Origin of the sequence: Caloramator sp. Dgby_cultured_2 (assembly GCF_028872215.1) — a bacterium.
Classification (GTDB): Bacteria; Bacillota; Clostridia; order Clostridiales; family Caloramatoraceae; genus Caloramator; species Caloramator australicus.
Genome location: NZ_CP118396.1, coordinates 1,274,869 through 1,301,062 on the forward strand (window position 1 = coordinate 1,274,869; position 26,194 = coordinate 1,301,062).

Consider the following 26,194-nt stretch of genomic DNA (forward strand, 5'->3'; position numbering starts at 1 on the left):
TTAAATTTGTATGATATCTTAAAATATCAAAAAGATCCTCTACTTTAAGTTTCCCTTCTTTTCCTTTAAAAAATTATAAGTAATATTTCTTCTAAAATCTCCAGATGCAATTTTAGCAATCAATTTGTTTTCATATCTTTCTTTAAAATTGAAGTTTTTTCTATTAGTAACTTTATTATAGATAAATCCTTCCTCTGCATCGCTACTTAGCATATCATAGTCATCAGTTATACTTAATGAATTAGATATGCTGTCAAAATCCTCTATCTTCTTAAGGGCCCATTTTTTGTCTGCTGTTTCTAATTTATAAGCTGAATTAAAATCGGCTATTATAAAACTATTGTGATACCTTAAATTTTTGTATATCCACATTTACCCCCTGACCATAGGTTTTGATAAAATAAACAATATGTTCAACTGCCTCAAGGGCAGTTTTACTCCTCTCAAGAGCAAGCCTTAGCATATCCATACCTAAAAGTGCAGGAGGGCCCTGCCCTTCCTTTGTAAAAACCGCTTCGTTACCTATTACAACACCAAATTCGTTAACTCCCATCTCTGCACCATAAATCCATGAGGGCTTAAATAAAATGCAGTCGTAGGTTTCCTCAACCTGCGGAATTTCAATATAGGTGCATTTAACCTTTTCATCCTTACTATGTTTTTTCTTGGAACCCTTATTATAACATGAGGTTCATCCTTTTCTCTATCGCTATTTTTGCCAAAAATAACAGCCCCATTTTTAGTCCAACTTTTAAGGGCAACTAAAGTATCACACATACAACACCCCACCCCAAAAATATTTATTTTAGAATTTCATTTAGAAACTTTTTATATTCTTCCTTTTCAAGCTCCTTCTTCAAATTGAAAATATTATAGCTACCTGTAGAAATAGAAGACCAACTTCCATTACCAGAAATTGTTATATCAAACACCCCAAACTCAACATCATATCCCATTTTTATAAGATAATCTTTAATCTCTTGTGCTCTTTTTAATTTCATCTCTTCTACCAAGGATTTATAATTTGTATATACATATTTAAACACAAGTCTAAAGTTTTCATCATTGATGATAATATTGTAAACATCAGGTCTATTTTCTTGTGCATATTTTAAATAACTTAAAATATAATAAGTAAATTCATAAAATGCCGTTCCACCTATTCTTTCATAATAAGTTGAGAAATTTTCAACTGTAAAAGGAATTTTTTGACATATTCAAAGGTATCATAAACTGCTTTATCTCCGTGGTAATAAGCTTCATATTCCTGTAACAAGCCATATATACCATAAACATTGCTAGCATTTTGGCTACCACTAGAAACATACGTTTTCCATCTTAAAGTTTTCAAATTTTCTGGTATATTATTTAAAGCAAGTTCAGTTTTAAATAATTTGTCCGGAACAAATTTTACAACAATCGGTTGCCCATTCAAAATATGTGTTTGATTAATAATCCAAAATCGATTATTCCAGTCATATTGGCTTTTATTCATTATATTTTGGTAGTCATGACATTCCTCATGGACAGCAACTTTTATAGTATTAAATAATTCATCCATTTTCCACTTCTTAATAAGATTTAATATAGTATCATTCTTTTTATTTGCTACTGATTCTAAAATATAATAACCATCCTTGCAATAATTTTTTATTACATACTCGGCCTGCTCTTCAAGAGGCATATTAGGAAAATTTTTAATCTCTTCATCTATAATACTAATTAAACATTTATCATATGCTTTTTTATCATGAGAATAAACTGTTACAACTGAATGCCCTAATTTTTGGCAAAAACTTTTCCATTATAAACTTCAACTATTTCTGGATTGCTGTTTATCCAAATTAAATCTTTATTTGTTGCATTGTTAGGATATACTTTTGCACTTAACTCATATGTTTCCCCTACCTTTAAATTTAATTTTCTTACATTTAAACTGATTTTTTCAACCTCATTGGGTTTTACTTGTATTATACAAGCTAGTCTTATATTTTTATCTTTAATTTCTGCCCTAATCTCTGCATAGCCAACTCCAATTGCTCTAACCCTTCCATTTTTATCTACACTAGCAACCCTATTATTGCTTGATGAAAAAGCAACTTTTAAATTATTTACACTTTGAGATTTTGAGATAACCTTTAAATTAAAACTCTCACCTATTTTTAAAATCTTTGATTTGAAGTTTAATTGGTAGCTTGTTTTATTATTTATACTGCTTTTCGCAAATGCGGAAAAATTAAATAAAAATAAAAATAAAAGTAAAAAAGTTAAACCCAATCTAACTCTTTTCATGTTGTCCTCCTAATATCCAATTTTTAAATCTATAAAAGGAGCCAGCTAGCTGGCTCCTTTTATGCATATAATTTAAACTTGTTTACAAGGGCCATAACCCTTTCCCTTGCAGGAGTTAAGTCCTTATCCCTATTTTCGATAACCCAATTGATTATATCTGCAATTTCTACCATTTCTTCTTTACCAAAGCCTCTTGTTGTAACTGCAGGAGTTCCTATTCTTATACCGCTTGTTACAAATGGACTTTCAGGATCAAATGGTATTGTATTCTTGTTAACTGTAATTCCAACTTCATCAAGAAGGTGTTCTGCATCTTTACCTGTAATATGTTTATTTCTTAAATCAACAAGCATAAGGTGGTTATCTGTTCCTCCGGAAACAAGCTTAAATCCTCTTTCCATAAGGGCATTTGCTAAAGTCTTTGCATTTTCTAAAACTTTTCTTTGATATTCTTTAAACTCTTCACTCATCGCTTCCTTAAAACATACCGCCTTTGCTGCAATAACATGTTCAAGGGGTCCCCCTTGTATTCCTGGAAAAATGGTCTTATCTATAAGTTTTGCATATTGTTCCTTACAAAGTATTGCACCGCCCCTTGGTCCCCTTAATGTCTTATGGGTTGTTGTTGTAACAAAATCTGCATATTCAACTGGATTTGGATGTAGACCTGCTGCAACTAATCCTGCAATATGTGCCATATCAACCATCATGTAAGCTCCAACTTCATCGCAAATTTCTCTTATTTTCTTAAAGTCTATTATTCTTGGATAAGCGCTGGCACCTGATACAATCATCTTTGGTTTTTCCTGAAGGGCAAGTTTTCTAAGTTCTTCATAGTCTATAAATCCTTCTTCATTTACTCCATATGCTATAAAATTAAATAGCTTTCCTGAAAAGTTTACAGGACTTCCATGGGTTAAATGACCACCATGAGACAAATTCATACCAAGAACCTTATCCCCTGGCTCTAAAACTGCCATGTAAACCGCCATGTTAGCTTGAGAACCTGAATGGGGCTGAACATTAGCATGTTCTGCACCAAATAATTTTTTCATCCTTTCCCTTGCAAGGTCCTCTATAACATCAACATATTCACATCCCCCATAATATCTTTTTCCTGGGTATCCTTCCGCATACTTGTTTGTAAGTTGTGATCCCTGTGCCTCCATAACAGCTCTGCTTGTAAAATTTTCCGAAGCGATAAGCTCTATTTTGTTCTGCTGCCTTTCCATTTCCTTTAATATGTATTCATATACCTCAGGATCCACTTTTTAACATTTTCAAGGCTCATCACAACACTTCCTTTCGCGAATTTTTGCAATATTTATAATTTTATTATAAATTTAATTATTATAAATATCAATAAAAAATTGCACACTTATACCTATACTGAATAATTTCATTCACACCTTGTAAAAAAGAAAAATCTCCCACGTCTAGTAGGAGATTTACTTCATAAACTTTAGTATAACATCGATAAGCTCTTGAATTTCCTTCTCGCCATCGAATTCTTGAGTTGCTGCCTTCATAATACATGATTTTGAATAATTTTCCAAAATCAAACCACCAACTTTGTTAATTGCAGCCCTCACTGCAGCTATTTGAATTAGTATATCAGAACATTCCTCATTATTTTCAACCATCTTTTGAATTCCCTTTACTTGACCTTCAATTCTTCTTAGCCTTTTGATAATATCTTCCTTAGAGCAGCATTGAACCATTTTTATCCCACCTTATCTATAATTTGTAAATTGAAGCTCTATTCCAAAGTCCCTTCCCCTTAGCATTTGAATAACTGACTGCAAATCATCTTTGCTTTTTCCTGATACTCTTATAATATCATCCATTATTTGAGCTTGAACCTTAAGTTTTGTATTTTTGATTTCCTGAACTATTTCCTTTGCCTTTTCCTTTTCTATGCCGTTTTTAATTTTAACAGTTTCCCTTACTGTTCCACCTGTTGCCGCCTCAATCTTTCCTTCATCTAAAAACTTTGGCGACACCCCCTTTTAACCATCTTAGCCTTCAAAATTTCTAATATGCTCTTTAGCTTAAATTCATCCTGAGCATGAATTTTTATTTCATCCTTGCCGTTAAATTCAACCTCTGCAACTACGCCTTTAAAGTCATATCTTTGTGATATTTCCTTTATAGTTTGGTTAACAGCATTATCTATTTCTTGAAGGTCTGGTTTTGAAACTATATCAAATGAATATGTTCCTGCCATAGTAACCTCCTTATAAAAATTATTCATGACCGATACTCACATATAATAATATACTAAATTTAACATTTTCTCAATTGATTATTACTTATTTTCTCCAAAAACTATATCTTTAATTACCTCACCGGCCATTATAAGACCTACTACCGAAGGCACAAAGGATATGCTTCCTGGGATTTGTCTTCTGTCAGTGCATTTTCTTGTTGCACCAGGTGGGCATACGCATCCTACCTTGCAGGACACAACTTCATCAAGCTTTGGCTTCATCGGTGGCTCCTTTGAATAAACAACCTTCAGTTTTTTAATTCCTCTTTTTCTAAGTTCGGTCCTCATGACCTTAGCTAATGGACACACACTTGTTTTATATATATCCTCAACCTCAAACTTAGTCGGATCAAGCTTATTGCCAGCCCCCATACTGCTTATTATTGGAATATTCATTTCATTGCATTTTACTACAAGCTCTATCTTTGAAGTTACTGTATCTATAGCATCAATTACATAATCTATGTCATTAGTTAATAACTTTTCAATGTTATCCTTTGAAACAAATTCTTTTATAGGTAGAACAACAGCCTTAGGGTTTATTTCTTTAACCCTTTCAGCCATTACCTCCACCTTTGGTTTTCCAACAGTTTTTGTTGTTGCATGTAGTTGTCTATTTATATTTGTTATACAAACATCATCATCATCTATTAAAATTAATCTTCCAACTCCTGAGCGTGCAAGAGCCTCAACAGCAAAGGATCCAACTCCTCCAACTCCAAATACTGCCACAGTGCTTTTTTAAGCTTTTCAACACCTTCTTTTCCTAAAAGAAGTTCTGTTCTTGAAAAGGTCCTAACATAGTTACCTCCTTACATACAAAAACCCACCATATCGCTGGATGGAATGATTGAACCTGCTCTCAGCAGGTGGGTGCCCTCCCCATGCTTCTTGTTCCCTACCTTTAGTAGGCCTACATTCCACATGGGGAGCCCGGGCTCCCTTTTCGTAGGTGTTGGCTCAATACATAATCCATCCTGGCGAATACGGCAGGCTCTTTTATTTAATTATTAATATAACACCTTTTGTCGAAAATATCAATAGTAAACCCTTATGTAAATTAAGGGATTATTCTTTTTCAATAACAGTTATACCAAGTTCATCTAACTGCTTTTCATCAACCTCTGATGGAGCATTTGTAAGTGGGCAGGCTGCATTTTGATTCTTTGGGAAGGCTATAACATCTTTAATATTGTCAGTTCCCGTAAGGAACATAACAATCCTATCAAATCCAAAAGCTAATCCTCCATGGGGTGGAGGTCCAAATTTGAAGGCCTCAAGAAGGAAACCAAATTTTTCATAGGCCTTTTCCATCGAAAGTCCTAATGCCTTAAACATCCTCTCTTGAAGTTTTGTATCATGTATTCTAATGCTTCCTCCACCTATTTCTTCTCCATTTAGAACCATGTCGTAGGCCTTTGCCCTAACCTTTTCCGGATTTGTTTCTAATAATTCTATATCCTCATCCATCGGACTTGTAAATGGATGGTGCATTGCAACATATCTTCCTTCCTCTTCATCGTATTCAAGAAGTGGGAATTCAGTAACCCAAAGGAACTTAAATTCTTTATTATTAGAACCAATTAACTCAAGTTTTCTTCCAAGTTCAAGTCTAAGGGCCCCTAAAGCTGCAAAAACAGTTTTTGGTTTATCTGCAACAATTAAAAGTAAATCTCCTGTTTCCGCCTGCATCTTGTTTTTAATTGCATTTAATTCTTCTTCAGACAAAAATTTTGCAATAGGAGATTTTATTTCCCCTTCCTTCAATGCTATCCATGCAAGTCCTTTAGCTCCATAGGTCTTAACAAGTTCTTCAAGTTTATCTATTTCCTTTCTTGAAAATTCTGCACATCCCTTTGCATTTATTCCCTTACTGTTCCACCATTTGCTACAGTATCTTTGAATACTTTGAAATTGCTATTCTTTACCTCATCGCTAATATCAACAAGTTCTAACCCAAATCTTATATCCGGCTTATCCGAACCGTATCTTTCCATTGCCTCTTTATATGTTATCCTTGGGAAAGGAGTTGGAATATCTATATTCAGGATTTCTTTAAACAATCTTTTCATTAGCCTTTCGTTTAAGTCTATTACATCATCAATGTCCACAAAGGACATTTCGATATCTATCTGTGTAAACTCCGGTTGTCTGTTTGCCCTAAGGTCTTCATCCCTAAAACAACGAACAATTTGGAAATATCTATCAAACCCTGAAACCATAAGAAGCTGTTTAAAAATCTGTGGTGATTGAGGTAGAGCATAAAATTTTCCCGGAAATTTCTGCTTGGAACTAAATAGTCCCTCGCACCTTCAGGAGTGCTTTTTGTAAGCATCGGAGTTTCAATCTCTAAAAATCCATTTTCATCCATAAAATCTCTTACTACCTTAGCTGCTTTATGCCTTATTATTATATTTCTTTGAAGGTCTGGTCTTCTAAGGTCTAAATATCTATATTTTAATCTTATTGCCTCTGAGGCATCTAAATTTTCCTTAATGTATATTGGTGGCGTCTCTGATTCTGATAATATTCTAAGTTCCTTTCCTTTAACTTCAATCATTCCCGTTGGTAGATTTGGATTTGGAGCTTCCCTTAAAACCACTTCACCAATAACTGCAATAACATATTCACTTCTTAACTCCTGTGCTTTTGTAAAAGCCTCTTTATTTATTTCCTCACCAAATACAACCTGAACAATTCCCGTTCTATCCCTAAGATCGGTAAAAATAAGTCCACCAAGATCCCTTCTTTTTGCACCCATCCCATTAAAACAACATTTTGTCCAACGTGATTTTCCCTTAGTTCGCCACACATATGGGTCCTTTTTAAGCCCTTTAAAGCCTCAGCCATAATATCCCTCCTAAATCCTTTCTTTAATTACTTCATAAATATCGCTTAAAACTATTTCTTCTTCCTGTCCTGTTTCCATTTCCTTTAATTTAGCCCTATTGTTTTCTATTTCCTCATCTCCAAGAACAATTACATATTTTGCACCGATTTTGTTAGCATACTTCATCTGCGCCTTCAAAGATTTATTCATAAGATCCCTTTCGCAGGAAATACCTTTATTTCTTAATCCATAAACTATCTTTGCAGCCTCATCCTTTGCCTTATCTCCTATCGATGCAACATAAAGACTTATTCCCTTTGGCTTTGGTATTTCAATCCCCTTGGATTCTAATGTTAATATAAGTCTTTCAAGACCAAGTCCAAAGCCAACAGCTGGCATGTCTGGTCCACCTATTTCTTTAATCAAATTATTATATCTTCCCCACCGCATATCGTAAGATTTTCCTTTATGCTACTTGATATTATTTCAAAAACAGTTTGTGTATAGTAGTCAAGTCCCCTTACTATATGAGGATCTACTTCATAAGGAATCCCAAGAAGTTCAAGCTCATGCTTTAATCCATCAAAATGATTTTTGCAATTATCGCATACATAGTCAGTAATTATCGGTGCTTCCTTTACAATTCTTTGGCATGTTTTTTCCTTGCAATCAAGTATTCTCAATGGATTTCTTTCATATCTATCTTTGCACACATCACAAAGTTCATCAAAATTATCCTTAAGATAATTTTTTAACGCCTCGTTGTAGTTCTTTCTGCACTCAGGACATCCTATATTGTTTATGTTTACCTTTAAATTATCTAGCCCAAGTCTTTTTAAGAAGGTCATAGCAAGGGAAATAACCTCAGCATCTGCCGATGGTGATGGTGAGCCGAACATTTCTATTCCAAATTGGTGGTGTTCCCTTAGCCTTCCTGCCTGAACGTTTTCATATCTAAATACGGGTGTTATGTAATAAAGTTTAGTAGGTTGAGTATCAAATTGAAGGCCATGTTCTATAAAAGCTCTAACGGCTGGTGCTGTTCCTTCTGGCTTTAGGGTTATACTTCTTCCAGCCTTATCGTTGAAGGTATACATTTCCTTTTGAACTATATCGGTAGTTTCCCCAACACCTCTTAATATTAGTTCTGTATGTTCAAAGGTTGGAGTTCTTATTTCCGAATATCCAAACTCAGCACAAATTTTTCTAACTTCACCTTCGATATAATGCCATTTATATGACTCCTTTGGCAATACATCCTTAGTCCCCTTTGGAGCTTGTGTTAGCATCTTTTAACCTCCTTTAAATTAAAATTTAAATAAATAAAAACCGCCCCTTAAAAAGGGACGGATAATTCCGCGGTGCCACCCTAATTGGCATAAAACCCACTTGACTTGATAACGCATCAGCGTCCCACCCTACTCATTTCAGGCGGAAGCTCCAGGGTGTCCTTCACCCTCCTTAACCGTGAAGATGCTCTCAATCGCGGCATCCCCTCCCTGTTCGGTGTTTGAAGGCTACTCCTCCCCTTCACAGCCTTTTGATATAAATTTTTTATTAATTATATTATCAATAAGTTTAACAAATGTCAATCAACATTTTTATTTTTTCATCTATTTGTTCATCTATTCTTAAGATATATTCTTTTACATCTTTAAGATTTGCAGCCCTTTCTATCCTTCCTGATTCCCCATAAACAATTTTAGTTACAGCATCAGCACCTAAGGCTATAACAGTTGTAGATTCTGCTATCATTTGAATATTGTATATGCATTCCTTACCCCTAAAGCTATACCCCACATTCTCAAGGGGCTAACCATATTCTTTTGCCTATACATATAATAGGGATGCATTCCTATACTTTTAACATAATCTGTTGCAATATCATACATTCTGCTTGCTAAATCCTTATCCCCTTTAAACATCCTTTCATTTAAAAGGCTTGCCCTTTTTACTGCCATAGTATGAATTGTAATGCTATCAGGCATTAAGAGTAAAATCTTTTCCATCGTCCTTTTAATGTGTTCTTCCTTTTCTCCTGGTAGTCCTATTATGATATCCATATTTATATTATTAAAGCCCACTTCCCTTGATAAATAAAATTTCTCAATTACATCCTCAACCGTATGCCTTCGTCCAATTAAATCTAGCGTTTCTTGATTCATGGTCTGAGGATTTATGCTGATCCTTGTAATTCCATTTTCCTTTAATATTATTAATTTTTCCCTATTTAAAGAATCAGGCCTTCCGGCCTCTACAGTAAATTCCCTTAATTTTTTAACGTCGATAAGATCCTTTACCCATGAAAAAGCTCGTCTAACTCTTTTTCATTTAAAGAAGTTGGTGTCCCCCACCAACATAAAGGGTATCAATTGTAATACCCCTATCCTTTAAAAAATTTATAACCGAATAGATTTCCTTTTTAATGCAATTAAATAATCCTCAACAAGGTTATTTCCTTTATATGGATTTGAAGTAAAAGAGCAATAGGCACACCTTGTTGGGCAAAAGGGAATGCCTATATAAAGGGCAACTAAATTTTTAGGCAGATCTAAAAACGGCGCCTCATTTTTAGCAACTTCCAGTAATAAATCTATCTTTTCCTTAGAAACTAAATATTTTTCTTTTAAAATTTCTCTTATACTTTCTTCATTAAGGCCCCTTTTAAAGGCATCATGAACTATTTTGGTAGGCCTTATACCAACAAGTATTCCCCATGGCATTTTAACTCCAGTTTCATTTTGCAAAAGCTTTAAAAGGGTATACTTTACTCCATTTTTACTTCTTTTTCATCATTAGAATTCAAATTCAACGATTCTAAAATTCCATTCAAACTAGCTGTAACCTTGTTGTTGTCCCTGTCATAAATAATTTCAAGCTCATATCCATCATCCATAAACTTTATTTCATCCTTAGGATAAAACAAAGATGCTATTTGAAAAACTTCATATCTATAATCATGTCCTTTTAATCCAATCTTCACAATACTCTCCCCTATATATCCTTTTGCGTTCTATCCTTTAAGAGCTTAACCTCCTCCAAACTAATATTAAGCTCCCTTGCAATTTCGCTGTCCTTAAGTCCACTACTTATAATATCCATATAAGTATCATAGTCCAAATCATTCAATGGATTTTCATAGTCAAAGGATCTAGACTTATATTTCCTTTTTTCATAAAAATCCCCCTTTTGGCATACTTCATATTTTAGTATGCCCTAAGAATGGTTATTCATTCAAAAAGGGGTTAAACTTCTTTTCTTTTTCAATTGTAGTAGATGGACCATGTCCAGGAAAAACCTTTGTTTCATCATCTAAGATTAATAGCTTGTTTTTTATTGAATTTATCAAAGTTTCAAAGGATCCCTTAGGGAAATCCGTCCTGCCTATTGAACCCTGAAAAAGTGTATCTCCTGATAATAGTATATTCCCTATCTTAAAGCACAAACCTCCCGGAGTATGTCCAGGCGTCTCAATAACTTCAATTTTTAAACTGCCAACGTCAATAATATCTCCTTCCCTTAAATATTCATCGGGTAGGAAGGGTTTAATATTTCTAAAAATAGGAATTAACTCCTGAGTCCCACCATTTACTAAATACTCATCCTCCTTGCCCATTAAAACTTTAGCACCGCTTTTTGTTTTAATCCTTTCAACTCCAGCAATATGGTCACCATGACCATGGGTTAATAATATATACTCAATTTTTAAGCCTAATTCCTCACATCTTTTAAAACTTTATCAGGAGTTCCACCCGGATCAACTAATGCACATTCTTTAGTCTTTTCATCTCCAATTAAGTAACAATTAGTTTGAAAATAGCCTAATTGGAATACCTCAAAAATCATATCCTCACCTCAAAAGTTTTTCTTACTGTCCAAAAGCAAAGTAACAGGCCCATCGTTTACAAGCTCAACATCCATATAAGCTTGGAACTTTCCTGTTTGAACATTTTCGACATATTTTTTGCATTCTTCAACAAATTCATTATAAATCTTTTCCGCATGTTCAGGTTTTGCAGCCATCATATAATTAGGCCTTCTTCCCTTTCTGCAGTCTCCGTATAAAGTAAATTGTGAAACCACCAAAAGGGAACCCTTAACATCTATAAGGGATAAATTCATTTTTCCATCATTATCATCGAAGATTCTTAAGTTGCATATCTTATCTGCTAGATATTTTATATCATCAGAATTATCGCTATCTTCAACACCAAGCAAAACTAAAATGCCATTATCTATTTTTCCTGTAAGCTCACCATCAGCTACAACCTGTGCCCTTTTTACCCTTTGAACAACAGCTCTCATAGTCTCACTCCTAACTTAGATTTCTATAAACGTCTATAATACCATTTAATTTTCTAAGATCCTTTATTAATTTTTCTATTTGTTCAACGCTTGTGACTTCAATCGTTAAGTTTATTAGAGCTAAATGATTTCTTGTTGTTCTTGCATTTATAGCTTTAACTGAAAGTTTTGAATTAGTTAAAGTTGTTGAAATATCAGCAATAAGTCCATGTCTATCGTTAGCTTCAATTGAAATCTCTGCAAGGAATTTTGCATTATGCTCACCTGTCCAGCTTGCATCAATAACTCTATCCGGTTCTGCTTCTGCAAGATGCTTAAAGTTGCTACAATCTTTTCTATGGATGGATACACCTCTTCCCCTTGTTATAAAACCAATTATCTCATCGCCCGGAACTGGATTACAGCATTTTGCAAACCTAACAAATAAATCCTTTTCCCCTTCTATTATAACTCCAGGTTTTTGATTTCTCCCTTTCTTGGCTTTTTTTCCGCCTTATCCTCAGTGATGATTTCCTTTTGTGGCAATACTTCTTCCTTTTTAATCTCTTCCTTTAGCTTGCTTATAACCTGATGGGCAGTTAAAGCACCGCTTCCTATTGCTGAATAAAGATCCTCAATATTAGAAAAATTGAATTTTCTTATAACTGGTTCTATATACTCTGTCTTCAACGCCTCATTTAAATTTAAACCTTGTCTTTTTATTTCTTTTTCAAAAGTTTCCCTTCCCTTTTCTATATTTTCCTCTTTAAAGGTTCTTTTAAACCATTGCCTTATTTTATTTTTAGCCTGTGAGCTTTTTGCAATATTAAGCCAATCTCTGCTTGGCCCCTTAGAATTGGCTGATGTTATTATTTCAACTATATCCCCTGTCTTTAGTTTATAATCAAGGGGAACCATCCTTCCATTTACCTTTGCTCCAACACATTTGTTTCCAACATCGGTATGAATCCTATAGGCAAAGTCTATAGGCGTAGAATCAACAGGAAGATCAATAACAGCACCCTTTGGAGTAAATACAAACACTTCATCGGAGAAAAGATCTATTTTAACAGTTTCCATGAACTCCGTTGCATCCTTTGCTTCCTTTTGAAGCTCAAGGATTTGTCTTAACCAATGAAGTTTTTCATCTATATCCAGCTCTTTATTGTTAATCCCTTCTTTATATTTCCAATGGGCGGCAATACCGTATTCAGCAGTCCTATGCATCTCCCATGTTCTTATCTGAATTTCAAAGGGCTGTCCATTAGGCCCAATTACCGTAGAGTGAAGGGATTGATACATATTAGGCTTTGGCATGGCTATATAATCCTTAAACCTTCCAGGAATAGGCTTCCACAGAGTATGGACAATACCAAGGGCTGCATAACAATCCTTAACCGTATCAACAATTACCCTTACAGCCAATAGGTCAAATATTTGATCAAAGGTTTTATTCTTATAATGCATTTTTCTATAAATGCTGTAAAAATGCTTAGGCCTTCCATCTATGTCTGCCTTAATACCTGCCTGCTCTAATTTTTCCTGAAGCATATTTTTGATCTCATTTATCTCCTTTTCCCTTTCAGCCCTTTTCTTTTGAACTTTAGAAACTAACTCATAATATTCATCTGGATGCAGGTATCTTAATGATAAATCCTCAAGTTCCCACTTGATTTTAGAAATACCAAGCCTATGGGCTAAAGGTGCATAGATATCCAAAGTCTCCTCAGCCTTAGCCTTTTGCTTTTCAGGAGGAAGATATTTTAAAGTCCTCATATTATGGAGCCTATCTGCAAGCTTTATTAAAATTACTCTAATATCCTTTGCCATTGCAATCAAAACTTTTCTTATATTCTCAGCCTGCTGTTCTTCCTTTGATTTATATTCTATTTTCCCAAGTTTTGTTACACCATCCACAAGGTCCGCAATGCTTTCATTAAATTCCCTTTTTACGTCCTCATAGCTCAAATGGGTGTCTTCAACAACATCGTGTAAGAGGGCAGCACAAATAGCGTCAGTATCAAGACCCATTTCAACAAGAATAATCGCAACTTCAACAGGATGAAGTATATATGGATCCCCTGACTCCCTTAATTGGCCTTCATGAGCCTTTTCCGCCACATTATATGCCTTTTTAATCATTTCAATATCAACGTCTAAATTATTCTCCTTAATCTTTTCTAATAACCTTTGTAGCATAATTAGCCCTCTTCCCCATTGTAAAATTTATGGCTGGTCAAAAACCAGCCATGTTTTTAATATATTATATATTAATTATCATCATTTTGCAAATTTTTTCGACATTTTAAAATTCATATTGAACTAATGAAAATACATCATATCCTTCAAGCTTTTCCCTTCCATTAAGGCCAGTAAGTTCAACAACAAATCCCATAGAAGCAACGACCCCACCAAGCTCCTCTACAAGCTTTGCAACAGCTGAAATTGTTCCTCCAGTTGCAAGAAGGTCATCCACTATTAGAACCCTTTGTCCTGGCTCTATAGCATCCTTATGAATTTCTAATGCATCATTGCCATATTCTAATGAATATTCGTATTTTAAAGTATCAGCTGGAAGCTTTCCAGGCTTTCTTACTGGAACAAAACCAACGCCTAAAGCATAGGCAACAGGTGCCCCAAGAACAAATCCCCTTGCTTCAGGACCAACAACCAAATCGATTTCCTTATCCTTAACTATTTCAACTATTTTATCTATAACATCCTTAAATGCCTCTCCATCCTTAAGAACAGTTGTAATATCCTTAAAGCTTATCCCCTTCTTTGGAAAATCCTCTATTATTCTTATTTTTTCCTTTAAATCCATTTTTATACCTCCCTGATTTTATTTTCTAACAAATTGATTATTTTATTAAAATTATCCTTCAAATCATCAGCAATTGTCAAAAATTCGGTGCTGTTAGGAAGAATTTTTATCTTATCATCCCTTGTAAATATTCTAATTGCCCCTATTTTTTTAAATAAACTATCATCCTATAAAGCAAAAATATATTTATATCAAATTTACATGCTATATCATCTAAACTACCAACAACTTCATTATACATCAAATCTCTAAGAAACTTAATAGCCTTTTTATCGTCAAATGTTATCATGTTTTTAAGATTTTTTAATCTATTAATAAACTCTTCATTTAAAAAATGATAAACCTTAACGCCTAAGCTATCTAAATACAAATAATCATCTATATTTAACAGATAATCATAGATAAGAACCTCATTATTTTTAAAATCAATTTCCTTAATTTTAGGAAGAAAAATAAATTGGGGTTCAAATCCAAAATTTTTGTAAAGGTTAAAATCCATAACCTGTCTAAATTCATCAACCTCTTCTATCGAATTATAATCGTTTAACAATATAATTCCTCTTTTAAAATAAACAAACTCCTTTAAAAAATTCAGATCATAGTTTAAATAATTTATATTTTTTATTTCAATAAAAGGAAAGTTGCTAAAATTTAGGACTTCTTTAATATTTCTAAAATAATTTTCCTTAAGCTTACTTCCACTATAATCTATAGAAGGCTTAATATCTTTTATATTAAGCTGAACATTTCTTGTATTATTCCATTCGTTTATATTCAGATTAAAGGCTATATCAATATATTCCCATTCTCTATCCATAAATTCCACATTATTTATAAAATCAACACAATCTAATGTTTTTGAGTCTTTTTCAATGAGCATTTTAATATACTGTCCTTGATTGCCTATCCTTCTTTTAGATAAAACCCTTGCATTCATAAGACAAAATATCGGCTGATTATTGCCCATCCCAAAAGGCTCTAACATATTTAAAAGTTCGCATGTTTCAATGCTCAAATCATCAGAATCAAGTTCTAAGTCTATGTCTATCCTTTCTGCAAAGTATTCACAATCTATTTTTGGGCAAGTTCATTGAGCCTTTTTCTAAAATCATCAAGCTTTGACCTTTCAATTGTAAGTCCTGCTGCAAGTTCATGCCCGCCATATTTAACAAGAAGGTCCTTACATTCTACTAAATTATCATAAAGATTAAATCCCCTTATACTTCTTCCTGAACCCCTTAGTGTTTCTCCTTCTTCATAAAACAATATAGTTGGTCTATTGAATCTTTCCACAATCCTCGACGCAACAATTCCAATTACACCAACATGCCAGTTAGGTGATGATAAAACTATTACTCTGTCCCTTTTAAGGTCTATCTCCCTTTGAATCTTTTCTATGCATTCGTCTAAAATCTCCTGTTCAATTTGCTGCCTTTTTTTATTTTCCTGATCAAGATATTTTGCAATCTGCATTGCCTTTTCATTATCATTTGTAATAAAAAGCTCTACAGCAATTTTGGCATCGCTTAATCTTCCTGCAGCATTTAGCCTTGGTGCAATTTGGAAGGCAACATTATAGGTTGAAATCTTGTCCTTAATTCCTGCAACTTGTTTTATTGCATTTATTCCAGCCTTATCGCTATTAAGTATTTTTTCAAGACCGTATTTTACAATAATTCTATTTTCATCTGTAATATCAACAATATCAGCTATCGTTCCAATAGCAACGAGATCCAAAAATTCCTCGTATCCCTGAAGATCATAAAATTTAAATAAAGCCTGAACAAGTTTAAAGGCTACACCACATCCAGCAAGCCCCTTAAAGGGGTATTGGCAGTCATGCCTTTTAGGATTTATTGCTATTGTATTTGGAATCCTTTCTTTACATTCATGATGGTCAGTAATTATTATATCCAATCCCTTTTCCTTTGCATATTCAACTTCTTCAATAGCGCTTATTCCACAGTCAACTGTTATAACAAGATCCACATCAAGGGAGCTTATATGGTCAATCGCCTCTCTATTAATACCGTATCCTTCGTTAACTCTGTCGGGAATATAAAAACTAACATCTACCCCTAATTTTTTAAAGGCCCTATAAAGAACTGCCGTGCTTGTGATGCCATCAACATCATAGTCTCCATAAATATATATCTTTTCCCTTTTCTTAATAGCTTCATCGATCCTATCTATTGCCCTGTCCATGTCCTTTAAAAGAAAAGGATCATAAAGCAACCTAAGATCAGGATTCAAAAAATGTCTGCCTGCTCCTTTGAACTTATACCTCTTGAAATAAGCAAACTATTTATAACTTTGTTTTCATGAACAATTAAATCAAAGTTTTTCTCTTTAACATCCCATCGTTTCATACTTTTCTCCTCGACAGACACAAAAATTAGGAAACAAAGATATTATATATAAAGTAAGGGCATTTTGCAATAAAAAGAGTTAGCAGAGCTAACTCTTTTTATCATACCCTTTGTCCTTGTCTTTTTTCAAATATCACCCACAATGGGCTGGCGATAAAGATTGAAGAATAAGCACCGCTAATGATACCTATGATCAATGGTAAGGCAAATTCCTTTATAGATGGAACTCCAAGTATATAAATTGCTGTTATTGTAAATAAAGTTGTAAGAACTGTATTTATTGATCTTGCTAAAGTTTGTGTTATACTTGCATCTGCTAATGTTTCAAAATCATGATATTTACCAAGCTTTCTGTTTTCCCTTATTCTATCAAATACGACTATAGTATCGTTAATAGAATAACCTAATATAGTTAACATCGCTGCAATAAAGCTTGAGTTTACTGGAATTTGTAAAATTGTATAAACGGATATAGTAACTAACAAGTCATGAACTAATGCAATTATGGCTGCAAGCCCTGACCATAGCTCAAATCTAAATGATGTATAAATAAGGATACCTAAAGTAGCAAGCAATGTTGAAATTATTGCACTTCTTCTAAGTTCCTTACCTATAGATGGTCCTATAGTATCTATTGAACGAAGGGCATCATCTTTTAGTCCATATTTTGTCTTTACATCATTAAAAATCTGATTTACCTGTTCTGTTGTTATTTTATTGCTTCTTATAGTAACTTCATATCCTTCTATTTCTCTTACATCGATTTGTGGGTCATATTTTTCAAGGGATTTTCTAAGTTCCACAACATCAAACTCTTTTCCAATCTTAATTGTGACAACAGTTCCTCCCTTAAAGTCGATACCAAGGTTTAATCCCTTAAATAGCCATGTTGCCATTCCTATGATAATTATAATCAATGATATTGTAAACCATATTTTGCTCTTTTCAACAATCTTAAACATTCTTTCCATTTTAATCCCTCCCCTATGCTCCGTAGAATTTGCTGTTAGTAATCCATCCTGCATTTACAAAGGATTTAAGCAAGAATCTTGTTACAGTTATAGCTGTAAACATACTTGATAAAACACCTATAATTAGGGTGAGGGCAAAACCTTTAACTGCACCCGTTCCAATAAAGAACAGAACAAATCCAGCAATTAAGGTAGTTACATTTGAGTCTAAAATTGAAGTAAATGCCCTCCTAAATCCAGCGTCGATTGCTGTCCTTAAGGATTTACCTAATTTCAATTCTTCCTTAATTCTTTCAAATATAAGAACATTAGCGTCAACAGCCATACCTATTGAAAGTAAAAGCCCTGCAATACCAGGTAAAGTTAAAGTTGCTTTAATAACAACTGTAAACACCAATGCTGTTATAATCATATATACCATAAGGGCAAGGTCTGCAATAAGACCTGGAATTCTATAGTAAAGTAGCATAAATAACATGACTAAAGCAATACCAATTGTTGCAGCTTTTAAGCTTGTTGGGATAGCCTCTGCTCCAAGGGCTGGTCCAATAGCTCTTATAGTTGCAGGATTCAACTTTACAGGAAGAGCACCAGATTTTATAATCCCTGCAAGCCTTTTAGCTTCTTCAACATTTTTGCTTCCAGTGATAATTGCTTCACCATCTGGAATAACTGATTGAACGGTTGGTGCTGAAACTAAATCCTCATCCATATAAATTGCAATTTGCTTTCCTAAGTATTTTTGAGTTGCCTCAGCAAACTTCTTTGCTCCCTCTTGATTGAGCTTCAATTGAACTACAGGTGCATTTGTCCTTTGATCTACTCCTACAGTAGCATCCTTTACATCTTTTCCAGTTATTATTTCATCATTATTAGGACCTACAAATCTTAATCTTCCTGTTTTCCCAATTTGCTCAAGGGCAGTCTTAGGATCATAAATTCCTGGTATCTCAACCCTTATTCTATTACTGCCTGTTATAGCTACAATAGGCTCACTAACGCCTAATGAATTAACTCTAAGTTCAATTAAATCCCTTGTTCTTTCAATTGTATCTTTACTTACATTCTGATCAACTATTTCCTCCTCAACATAAACTCCACCCTTTAAATCAAGGCCAAGTTTAACTATTTTGCTAAGCGGCTTTACCTGATAGTCCCCTAATGTTAGACCATTTACTAATACATAAGAAAGAAACAAAATTAATAAAGTAGTAACGATAAAATAAATCCTACCTCTGGTTTTCATATTAATCCCCCTTCATTACTATGTCTTTTGCATAAGGACAAATGCCTCTAAAAAAGCAAACTACTTAATATTATTCTACATAAAAGGCAAAATTCCTTCTAAATTTTAATTTTCTTCTTCAAAAACTTTTACAGCGATTGCACATTCAATTCTTTTTTCATCATTTCACATCCTAAATCGTAAGGTTCATGTATATTTCCGTTGAAGGAATAGTTGTTTGCTTGGCATCCACCGCTACAGTAAAATCTTGCCCAGCAATTCATGCATTTTGGTTTATTATATATATGGGCATTTTTAAATTCATTGGAAAGTTTCTCATCTATCCTTCCATCAAATACATTTCCAAGCTTAAATTCTTCCTTCCCAACAAACTGATGGCAGGGATAAATATCACCTTCCGGAGTCACTGCAACATATTCATAACCAGCACCACATCCGGACACCCTCTTATAAACGCATGGTCCTCCGTTTATGTCTATACTGAAGTGATAAAATTTAAAAGCTTTGCCTGCCTTTTTTCTTTCTATAAGTTCCTTTGCAATCTTCTCATATTGTTCAAATATAACAGGAAGATCCTCTTTTTAATTGCAAGAGGATTCTCATCCTCTAAAACAACAGGCTCAATAGAAATCTCGTTAAATCCCTGATCCGCTAAAAACACAACATCATTGTAAAAATCGATATTTTCATGGGTAAATGTTCCCCTCACATAGTATTGCTTATTTTTGTCTCTTTTTTCTACCATTTTCTTTATTTTAGGAAGTATAGTATTAAATGTTCCAGAACCATCGTATCTGATTCTTATATTGTCATTTACTTCCCTTCTGCCATCTATGCTCAAAATAACGTTTCCCATGTTTTTATCTATATACTCCATAATTTCATCGTTTAAAAGAGTGGCGTTTGTTGTTATAGTAAATCTTATATTTTTATTATGAATTTTTTCCTGCTCCTTTGCATATTCTATTATTTCCTTCACTGCATCAAAATTCATTAAAGGTTCTCCGCCAAACAGGTCGATTTCAATATTGTGCCTATATCCTGAATTTTTTATAACAAAATCAATAGCTTTTTTACCAACCTCTGCACTCATAAGGCTTCTTTTCCCCTCGTAGCTGCCCTCAGATGCAAAGCAGTATTTACATTTTAGATTGCAGTCGTGAGCAACGTTGAGGCACATAGCCTTAATATATGAAGGGCTCTTATCATTTAAAACTGTTTCTTTATAAAAGTCTTCAGTAAACAGCATATTTTCCTTAACTAAATATTCAATTTCTTCAAGAGCCTCTAAAATTGATTCCCTTGAGTGCTTGTCCAATAATATTTCAACGATTTCCTCCTTGCTTTTTGTTTCATAATAATCTAAACAGTCATAAACTACATCATCAACTACATGAATTGCTCCACTGTTTACATCTATTACTATGTTTTTATCAAACATTCTATATTTATGAATTTTCAATTTGGTTACCTCCTTCTAAATTTAAAAGCAGTAACCTTAAAGTTACTGCCTGATTAATTATGTTCACATGGTAAATTAGCAACTGTAGCTGAAGTTTTGCAAGCTGATTGGCATGAATTTGCGCATTCTTTACAACCTGGTTTTGTTAAACTTGCCTTTAATGTTCCAACGTTTATTGTTTTAATATGCTTCATATTAACTCCTCCTTCTAATTACTCAAAATTTACATATTTCCAAGGATAAGTCTACCATGTTAATTATACCAGCCTTGTAATGCAAGTTCAAGTATTAATCATTGCCTTTTAAAACCATCCCTATCATACCTGATAAAGCTCCAATAATAATTGAAGCGATAAAAATAACAATATAAGTTCTTATATTTACTGCTCCCTTATCAGACAATAAAGCAGCTAAAAACATTATTATAGAGTAAATCAATGCAATCAAAGCACCATGAAGATAACCTTTTTGCCAATCTTCAATACACCATATATTGCTGCATAGCAAATAGCAATTATATTAATTATCCATGTTATTGTCCTAAAATAGGATTCATCAATCTGCGCAAAATATGCAATAGCCGTTACTACAAAAATCAAAATTAGCGTTAGAATTATCCCCCTTAGAATAGCTTTTGCATAAATTGAAACAAACTTTGACTCCTTTTGATTGTCAGTTTTTGACATAAACCCACCCCCTAATAAATATTATGTGGTGGGCTTAGCTTTTATTCATTCGTATAGCCATATTTTCTAAAGAACTCTTCTTTAAAATCTAAAAGGCTATCCTCCATTATTGCCCTTCTGACATCCTCCATAAGCTTTAAAAGGAATCTTAAATTATGAATCGTCGCAAGTCTTGCTGCAAGTATTTCCTTGGCTTTAAAAAGGTGCCTTATATATGCCCTTGAATAATTTTTACATGCATAGCAATCGCATTCATCATCTAAAGGCCTAAAATCCTCTGCATATTCAGCATTTCTTACAACTAATTTCCCTTTGCTCGTAAATACTGTTCCATTTCTTGCTATTCTTGTTGGGAGGACGCAGTCAAACATGTCTATTCCTCTTATTACTCCTTCCAATAGGGCATCTGGACTTCCAACCCCCATTAAATATCTTGGTTTATTTTCAGGAAGGAAAGGAACTGTCCAATCAAGGACCTGATACATAATCTCCTTTGGTTCGCCAATGCTTAAACCTCCAACAGCATATCCCGGAAAATCCATTTTAACTGTTTGTCTTGCACTTTCTTGTCTTAAGTCTTTGAACATACCCCCTGAACTATTCCAAAAGAGCCTGCTTATCTGGTTTCTGGTGGGCTTTTAGGCACCTTTCTGCCCATCTTAGTGTTCTTTCCATCGAGTTTTTGTGTAATCATAATCCGCCTCATAGGGCGTGCACTCATCAAAGGCCATAATGATATCAGCACCCAGGGCATTTTCTATTTGGATTGCCTTTTCTGGCGATATAAAATGTTTTGAACCATCAATATGGGATTTAAATGTTACACCTTCCTCCGTTATATTCCTTAAATCGCTGAGGCTGAAAACCTGGAATCCACCGCTATCAGTTAAAATTGCTCTATCCCAATTCATAAAACTGTGGAGTCCACCGGCCTTTTCAACAAGCTTTTCTCCAGGTCTTAAATATAAATGATATGTATTGCTCAGAATAATCTGGGCCCCTATTTCTTTTAGCTCCTCTGGAGTCATAGCCTTAACCGTTGCCTGCGTTCCAACGGGCATAAATATTGGAGTATCTATAACTCCATGCGGAGTATATAGCTTACCTAGTCTTGCGCCTGATTGTTTGCATGTCTTAATAAGTTCAAATCTTATAGCCGACATAACTTACCTCCTATTTTATAAACATTGCATCTCCAAAGCTAAAAAATCTATACCTTTCCTTTACTGCAATATTATATGCCCTCATTATATTTTCTTTACCTGCAAAGGCACTTACGAGCATAATCAAGGTGGATTCTGGAAGATGGAAATTGGTTATAAGCCCATCTAATATTTTAAACCTATATCCAGGATAAATGAATATATCCGTCCATCCGGATGAAGCCTTTACAAACCCATCTTCATCTGCAATAGTCTCAAGGGTTCTGCAGGATGTTGTCCCAACTGCTATAACTCTTTTGCCATTTTTCTTGGTTTCATTTATTATCTTTGCGTTTTCCTCATCAAGATTATAAAATTCCGCATGCATCTTGTGTTCCTCGATATTTTCAACCTTAACAGGTCTAAAGGTTCCAAGACCCACATGCAAAGTCAAAAAGGCAATATTTATTCCCTTTTCCTTTATTCTTTCTAAAAGTTCCTCAGTAAAATGCAGCCCTGCCGTTGGTGCTGCAGCAGAACCTTCCACCTTTGAATAAACCGTCTGATATCTTTCCTTATCCTCAAGCTTTTCTTTTATATATGGCGGTAGGGGCATCTCACCTAATTTATCCAAAACTTCTTCAAAAACTCCATCATAGTGAAATTCAATAATTCTTCCTCCAAAGTCTGTGTTATCTAAAATCGTGCAGGAAAGTTCTCCATTGCCAAAAATAAATTTTGATCCAGTTTTAACCTTTTTCCCAGGCTTAACAAGGGCTTCCCACCTATCCCTATCCAATCTTTTAACAAGGACAAACTCCGCCCTTGCCATTGTGTCCTCCTTAACCCCAAAAGCCTTGCAGGAATAACCCTGCTGTTATTTAAGACAAGGCAGTCTCCTGGGTTTAAAAAATCAATAATTTCTTTAAATATTTTGTGTTCAATCTCTCCCGTCCTCCTGTCAAGGACCATTAATCTTGATTCATCCCTTTTTCTAAGGGTTTTTGTGCAATTAACTCCTCTGGAAGATGAAAGTAAAATTCCTTAACCTTCAATGTCCAACCCTCCTAATTTTATTCCTAAGTGCTCATATGCAAGTCTTGTTGCAACTCTGCCGCGTGGTGTTCTGCTTAAAAATCCTATTTGCAAAAGATATGGTTCATAAACATCTTCTATGGTTTCTGCCTCCTCTCCTATAGAATAGGCAAGGGTATCAATACCTACAGGGCCACCGCCGAATTTAAAAATAATCGTCTCTAAAAGTTTTCTGTCAATATTATCAAGACCTAATTTATCAACATCTAAAAGATCTAAAGCGCTGCTTGCAATCTTAAAATCTATATATCCATCGCCTTTAACCTCAGCATAATCCCTTACTCTTTTTAATAGTCTGTTGGCAATTCTTGGTGTCCCCCTTGAGCGTTTTGCAATTTCAATAGCCCCAGCATCATCTATCTCAACGTTTAAGATGCTGGCAGATCTTTTATTATAAGCTTTAATTCATCAACAGTATAAAGCTCAAGCCTTGTTACCACCCCAAATCTATCCCTTAAGGGGATGTTAGCATACCTGCCCTTGTAGTTGCTCCTATTAATGTAAATTTGGGTAGATCTATTCTAATAGACCTTGCTGAAGGCCCTTTACCTATTATTATATCCAAACAAAAATCCTCCATAGCAGGATACAAAATTTCCTCAACGCTTCTGTTTAGCCTATGAATTTCATCGATGAACAAAACATCTTTATCCCCTAAATTCGTAAGAATTGCCGCAAGATCACCAGGTCTTTCAATAGCAGGGCCTGAAGTTATTCTAAGACCTGATCCCATCTCATTTGCTATTATACTTGCAAGGGTTGTCTTTCCAAGGCCAGGAGGTCCATAAAGTAGAACATGGTCAAGGGCTTCTCCTCTTTTTTGGCAGCCTCAATAAAAATTTTAAGTCTTTCCTTAACCTTTTCTTGTCCTATATATTCCCTTAAGGTTTTAGGCCTTAGGCTTCCTTCATAATCTAAATCCTCTGGCTTTAAACTAGAACTTATAATCCTATCCTCCATAATCTCCTCCTACTTCATAAGGAATTTCAATGCACCCTTTATATAATCCTCAACCGAGCTTGCACCTTCAACTCTTTTTACCGCCTGAATTGCTTCCTGTTTAGTATATCCCAAAGTCAATAAAGCTGCAATAGCCTCTTTTGAGACATCCTTGTCTAAGAATTCCCTTTTATCCTCTTCCTTTTCATTTGCAAATTCATAATCTTTAAATTTATCCTTCAGTTCTAGTATTATCCTTTGGGCAAGTTTTTTACCTATTCCCTGGGCTTTGCTTAATGTCTTATCATCCTTTGTCACTACGGATAAAATAAAAGAAGATGGGGTAGTGCAGGATAAAATGGATAGCGCTGCCTTAGGCCCAACGCCCGAAACTCCCAAGAGCAATTTAAAAATATTTAAGGATTCTTTATCTAAGAATCCATATAATGATATATTGTCCTCTCTAACATAGTAATATGTGTAAACTAAGACATCCTTTTTATCCCTTAATGCATCAAGATCCCTTGATGGCATAAAAATCATATATCCTATACCGTTATTTTCAACCACAGCATAATCATCTAAAACAAGCGTAACAGTTCCTTTTATGTAAGCAAACACCTTATCACCTCATTTTATTCTAAACATATCGCCGAATTGATTTGAATGGGCATGGCATATTGCAATGGCAAGGGCATCAGCAACATCATCCGGTTTTGGAATTTCACTCAAATTAAGGAGCATTTTGACCATCTGCTGAACTTGTTTTTTATCTGCCCTTCCATAACCAACAACTGCCTGTTTTACCTGAAGGGGAGTATATTCAAATATATTAAGTTTATTTCTTTGAGCGCAAAGAACAGCAGCTCCCCTTGCCTGTCCTACAGTTATTGCCGTTTTAGCATTCATATTGAAAAAAGCTCTTCAAAGGCAACTGCATCAGGTTTAAAAATATTTAGCAAGTCCTCTAATTTATTATAGATTATCTCAAGCCTTTCCGGCATGGTATTTTTAGGAGTTGTAAATATCGCTCCATAATCGATAACTTTAAACCTATTATTCTTATATTCTATAAATCCATAACCCACAATTGCAATTCCAGGGTCTATTCCTAAAATGAGCAAAACAATCACCTTCCTGTCTTTAATAATGATATTTTATAACAACAAAAAGTCCATGCAAGTTTTTAGCATGGACTATGAGGTATATTCTTCTATAAGCTCATTGGCATCCTCTAAGGATTCATATACTTTTCCTTTTATGACTTCCTCCCTATCCGTATCAGGAAGGTCAGTTACTTTAAGTTCTGTAACTTTAACTAGTTTTAGCTCTCCATTCTCATCAACCTCAAAGATTGCTACAAAACCGTCCTTTTCCTTTACAACAAAGCAACCGCTGGGCCATTTGTCTTTAATATCCTTTACCAATAATACCCTTTCGTTGCTAAAATCAATAACCAAGTAACCTTTATTTTTAAAATATTCCTCTGCCTCCTCCTTCGTCATCCCGACTACTTCAGCTGTAGCCCCTTCAACAACATCTCTATTATACTCAACGCCCTTTACGTATCTTTCCCTATAGACTATTTCTGTATTTGGTCCTATTACGTTAAGTTCGGGAAGTTTTGCAGTATTTTCAGCTAATTCTTCATGGAGCAAATTTTCATTCTGCTGTGAAACCTTGTTCCTTTCCACATATCTTAAAGTCGTATAATAACCTGCAAAAAACTGGTTACTAACGATAATAAAAGCGCAGCAGCAATGCCAATTGTTTTTTTCATAACTA

The 26,194-nt window shown here is 34.3% G+C and carries 27 protein-coding genes, 1 other RNA gene, 10 pseudogenes and 1 other annotated feature; all 38 genes and pseudogenes read right to left on the reverse strand.

All coding sequences use genetic code 11. The annotated features are described in order from the left end of the window. Positions 1-39 precede the first annotated feature (39 nt). Positions 40-372 carry a hypothetical protein gene (locus PWK10_RS08760; protein WP_274768033.1) on the reverse strand — a complete coding sequence of 111 codons (333 nt, stop codon included), beginning with the start codon at positions 370-372 and terminating at the stop codon, positions 40-42. Continuing rightward, positions 338-553 carry a hypothetical protein gene (locus PWK10_RS08765; protein WP_274768034.1) on the reverse strand — a complete coding sequence of 72 codons (216 nt, stop codon included), beginning with the start codon at positions 551-553 and terminating at the stop codon, positions 338-340. The genes PWK10_RS08760 and PWK10_RS08765 overlap by 35 nt, the downstream gene beginning before the upstream one ends. Further along, a complete protein-coding gene (locus PWK10_RS08770; protein WP_274768035.1) occupies positions 526-777 on the reverse strand; it encodes a hypothetical protein in 252 nt (83 codons plus the stop codon). Before PWK10_RS08770 ends, PWK10_RS08765 begins: the two co-directional genes overlap by 28 nt. Positions 778-800: 23 nt before the next feature. Beyond that, positions 801-1,046, reverse strand: coding sequence for a hypothetical protein (locus tag PWK10_RS08775; protein WP_274768036.1), 246 nt, complete (start codon positions 1,044-1,046; stop codon positions 801-803). 113 nt (positions 1,047-1,159) lie between these two features. Then, complete coding sequence (locus tag PWK10_RS08780; RefSeq protein WP_274768037.1) at positions 1,160-1,684, reverse strand: hypothetical protein; 525 nt, start codon at positions 1,682-1,684, stop codon at positions 1,160-1,162. A gap of 95 nt (positions 1,685-1,779) precedes the next feature. Further along, positions 1,780-2,292 (reverse strand): Ig-like domain-containing protein, encoded by a 513-nt coding sequence (locus PWK10_RS08785; RefSeq protein WP_274768038.1) that lies wholly within the window; start codon positions 2,290-2,292, stop codon positions 1,780-1,782. Positions 2,293-2,351: 59 nt separating this feature from the next. Continuing rightward, positions 2,352-3,524 (reverse strand): serine hydroxymethyltransferase, encoded by a 1,173-nt coding sequence (gene glyA / locus PWK10_RS08790; RefSeq protein ID WP_274768198.1) that lies wholly within the window; start codon positions 3,522-3,524, stop codon positions 2,352-2,354. Between the two features lie 216 nt (positions 3,525-3,740). After that, positions 3,741-4,013 carry a metal-sensitive transcriptional regulator gene (locus PWK10_RS08795; RefSeq protein WP_274768039.1) on the reverse strand — a complete coding sequence of 91 codons (273 nt, stop codon included), beginning with the start codon at positions 4,011-4,013 and terminating at the stop codon, positions 3,741-3,743. A gap of 12 nt (positions 4,014-4,025) precedes the next feature. Next, a pseudogene (locus PWK10_RS08800) lies at positions 4,026-4,519 on the reverse strand (YajQ family cyclic di-GMP-binding protein). An 81-nt stretch (positions 4,520-4,600) separates the two neighbouring features. Further along, a pseudogene (locus PWK10_RS08805) lies at positions 4,601-5,352 on the reverse strand (tRNA threonylcarbamoyladenosine dehydratase); the annotation flags it as partial. Positions 5,353-5,380: 28 nt separating this feature from the next. Continuing rightward, positions 5,381-5,560, reverse strand: a non-coding RNA gene (gene ssrS, locus PWK10_RS08810) — 6S RNA. 69 nt (positions 5,561-5,629) lie between these two features. Next, positions 5,630-6,466 carry an amino acid--tRNA ligase-related protein gene (locus PWK10_RS19750; protein WP_446715362.1) on the reverse strand — a complete coding sequence of 279 codons (837 nt, stop codon included), beginning with the start codon at positions 6,464-6,466 and terminating at the stop codon, positions 5,630-5,632. Further along, a pseudogene (aspS, locus tag PWK10_RS19755) lies at positions 6,424-7,322 on the reverse strand (aspartate--tRNA ligase). The gene PWK10_RS19750 and the pseudogene aspS overlap by 43 nt, the downstream one beginning before the upstream one ends. Before the next feature lie 99 nt (positions 7,323-7,421). Further along, positions 7,422-8,680: pseudogene (hisS, locus tag PWK10_RS08820) on the reverse strand (histidine--tRNA ligase). Between the two features lie 50 nt (positions 8,681-8,730). Beyond that, positions 8,731-8,934, reverse strand: a binding site (T-box leader). A gap of 35 nt (positions 8,935-8,969) precedes the next feature. Further along, the gene (locus PWK10_RS08825) at positions 8,970-9,146 is read right to left on the reverse strand and encodes a hypothetical protein (protein WP_274768040.1); all 177 of its coding nucleotides are present in this window, start codon (positions 9,144-9,146) and stop codon (positions 8,970-8,972) included. Next, positions 9,143-9,679, reverse strand: coding sequence for a radical SAM protein (locus tag PWK10_RS08830; protein ID WP_342455746.1), 537 nt, complete (start codon positions 9,677-9,679; stop codon positions 9,143-9,145). Before PWK10_RS08830 ends, PWK10_RS08825 begins: the two co-directional genes overlap by 4 nt. Before the next feature lie 111 nt (positions 9,680-9,790). Beyond that, positions 9,791-10,114 carry a hypothetical protein gene (locus PWK10_RS08835; protein ID WP_274768041.1) on the reverse strand — a complete coding sequence of 108 codons (324 nt, stop codon included), beginning with the start codon at positions 10,112-10,114 and terminating at the stop codon, positions 9,791-9,793. 44 nt (positions 10,115-10,158) lie between these two features. Then, positions 10,159-10,374 (reverse strand): hypothetical protein, encoded by a 216-nt coding sequence (locus PWK10_RS08840; RefSeq protein ID WP_274768042.1) that lies wholly within the window; start codon positions 10,372-10,374, stop codon positions 10,159-10,161. 11 nt (positions 10,375-10,385) lie between these two features. Continuing rightward, positions 10,386-10,520 (reverse strand): hypothetical protein, encoded by a 135-nt coding sequence (locus PWK10_RS08845; RefSeq protein ID WP_274768043.1) that lies wholly within the window; start codon positions 10,518-10,520, stop codon positions 10,386-10,388. A gap of 97 nt (positions 10,521-10,617) precedes the next feature. Beyond that, a complete protein-coding gene (locus PWK10_RS08850; protein ID WP_342455747.1) occupies positions 10,618-11,094 on the reverse strand; it encodes an MBL fold metallo-hydrolase in 477 nt (158 codons plus the stop codon). A gap of 8 nt (positions 11,095-11,102) precedes the next feature. Further along, on the reverse strand, positions 11,103-11,237 hold the full coding sequence (locus PWK10_RS18645) for a hypothetical protein (RefSeq protein ID WP_342455671.1): 135 nt from the start codon (positions 11,235-11,237) through the stop codon (positions 11,103-11,105). Between the two features lie 9 nt (positions 11,238-11,246). Next, a complete protein-coding gene (gene dtd, locus PWK10_RS08855) occupies positions 11,247-11,696 on the reverse strand; it encodes a D-aminoacyl-tRNA deacylase (RefSeq protein ID WP_274768044.1) in 450 nt (149 codons plus the stop codon). Positions 11,697-11,706: 10 nt separating this feature from the next. Further along, positions 11,707-13,874, reverse strand: a pseudogene (locus tag PWK10_RS08860) (RelA/SpoT family protein). Between the two features lie 106 nt (positions 13,875-13,980). Beyond that, a complete protein-coding gene (locus PWK10_RS08865; protein WP_008909926.1) occupies positions 13,981-14,499 on the reverse strand; it encodes an adenine phosphoribosyltransferase in 519 nt (172 codons plus the stop codon). Between the two features lie 142 nt (positions 14,500-14,641). Then, positions 14,642-15,574 carry a hypothetical protein gene (locus tag PWK10_RS08870; protein ID WP_342455748.1) on the reverse strand — a complete coding sequence of 311 codons (933 nt, stop codon included), beginning with the start codon at positions 15,572-15,574 and terminating at the stop codon, positions 14,642-14,644. Further along, positions 15,571-16,752, reverse strand: a complete 1,182-nt coding sequence (recJ, locus tag PWK10_RS08875) for a single-stranded-DNA-specific exonuclease RecJ (protein ID WP_274768045.1) — start codon at positions 16,750-16,752, stop codon at positions 15,571-15,573. Before recJ ends, PWK10_RS08870 begins: the two co-directional genes overlap by 4 nt. A gap of 217 nt (positions 16,753-16,969) precedes the next feature. Further along, complete coding sequence (secF, locus tag PWK10_RS08880) at positions 16,970-17,830, reverse strand: protein translocase subunit SecF (protein ID WP_274768202.1); 861 nt, start codon at positions 17,828-17,830, stop codon at positions 16,970-16,972. A gap of 22 nt (positions 17,831-17,852) precedes the next feature. Then, positions 17,853-19,085, reverse strand: coding sequence for a protein translocase subunit SecD (secD, locus tag PWK10_RS08885; protein WP_274768046.1), 1,233 nt, complete (start codon positions 19,083-19,085; stop codon positions 17,853-17,855). A gap of 105 nt (positions 19,086-19,190) precedes the next feature. After that, positions 19,191-20,526: pseudogene (gene scfB, locus PWK10_RS08890) on the reverse strand (thioether cross-link-forming SCIFF peptide maturase). A 74-nt stretch (positions 20,527-20,600) separates the two neighbouring features. Next, positions 20,601-20,741: a six-cysteine ranthipeptide SCIFF gene (gene scfA, locus PWK10_RS08895; RefSeq protein WP_274768047.1), complete on the reverse strand. Its 141-nt coding sequence runs from the start codon at positions 20,739-20,741 to the stop codon at positions 20,601-20,603. A 94-nt stretch (positions 20,742-20,835) separates the two neighbouring features. Further along, positions 20,836-20,994 carry a hypothetical protein gene (locus PWK10_RS08900; protein ID WP_274768048.1) on the reverse strand — a complete coding sequence of 53 codons (159 nt, stop codon included), beginning with the start codon at positions 20,992-20,994 and terminating at the stop codon, positions 20,836-20,838. Continuing rightward, a complete protein-coding gene (locus PWK10_RS08905; RefSeq protein ID WP_274768049.1) occupies positions 20,991-21,233 on the reverse strand; it encodes a hypothetical protein in 243 nt (80 codons plus the stop codon). The genes PWK10_RS08900 and PWK10_RS08905 overlap by 4 nt, the downstream gene beginning before the upstream one ends. 41 nt (positions 21,234-21,274) lie before the next feature. Beyond that, a pseudogene (tgt, locus tag PWK10_RS08910) lies at positions 21,275-22,396 on the reverse strand (tRNA guanosine(34) transglycosylase Tgt). Between the two features lie 10 nt (positions 22,397-22,406). Next, positions 22,407-23,430, reverse strand: a pseudogene (gene queA, locus PWK10_RS08915) (tRNA preQ1(34) S-adenosylmethionine ribosyltransferase-isomerase QueA). Continuing rightward, positions 23,420-24,430 (reverse strand): annotated as a pseudogene (gene ruvB, locus PWK10_RS19760) (Holliday junction branch migration DNA helicase RuvB). Before ruvB ends, queA begins: the two co-directional pseudogenes overlap by 11 nt. 9 nt (positions 24,431-24,439) lie before the next feature. Then, the gene (gene ruvA / locus PWK10_RS08935) at positions 24,440-25,030 is read right to left on the reverse strand and encodes a Holliday junction branch migration protein RuvA (protein ID WP_008909937.1); all 591 of its coding nucleotides are present in this window, start codon (positions 25,028-25,030) and stop codon (positions 24,440-24,442) included. A gap of 9 nt (positions 25,031-25,039) precedes the next feature. Then, positions 25,040-25,533, reverse strand: a pseudogene (gene ruvC / locus PWK10_RS08940) (crossover junction endodeoxyribonuclease RuvC). Positions 25,534-25,605: 72 nt separating this feature from the next. Beyond that, positions 25,606-26,103, reverse strand: a complete 498-nt coding sequence (locus PWK10_RS08945) for a hypothetical protein (protein WP_274765813.1) — start codon at positions 26,101-26,103, stop codon at positions 25,606-25,608. Between the last annotated feature and the right edge of the window lie 91 nt (positions 26,104-26,194).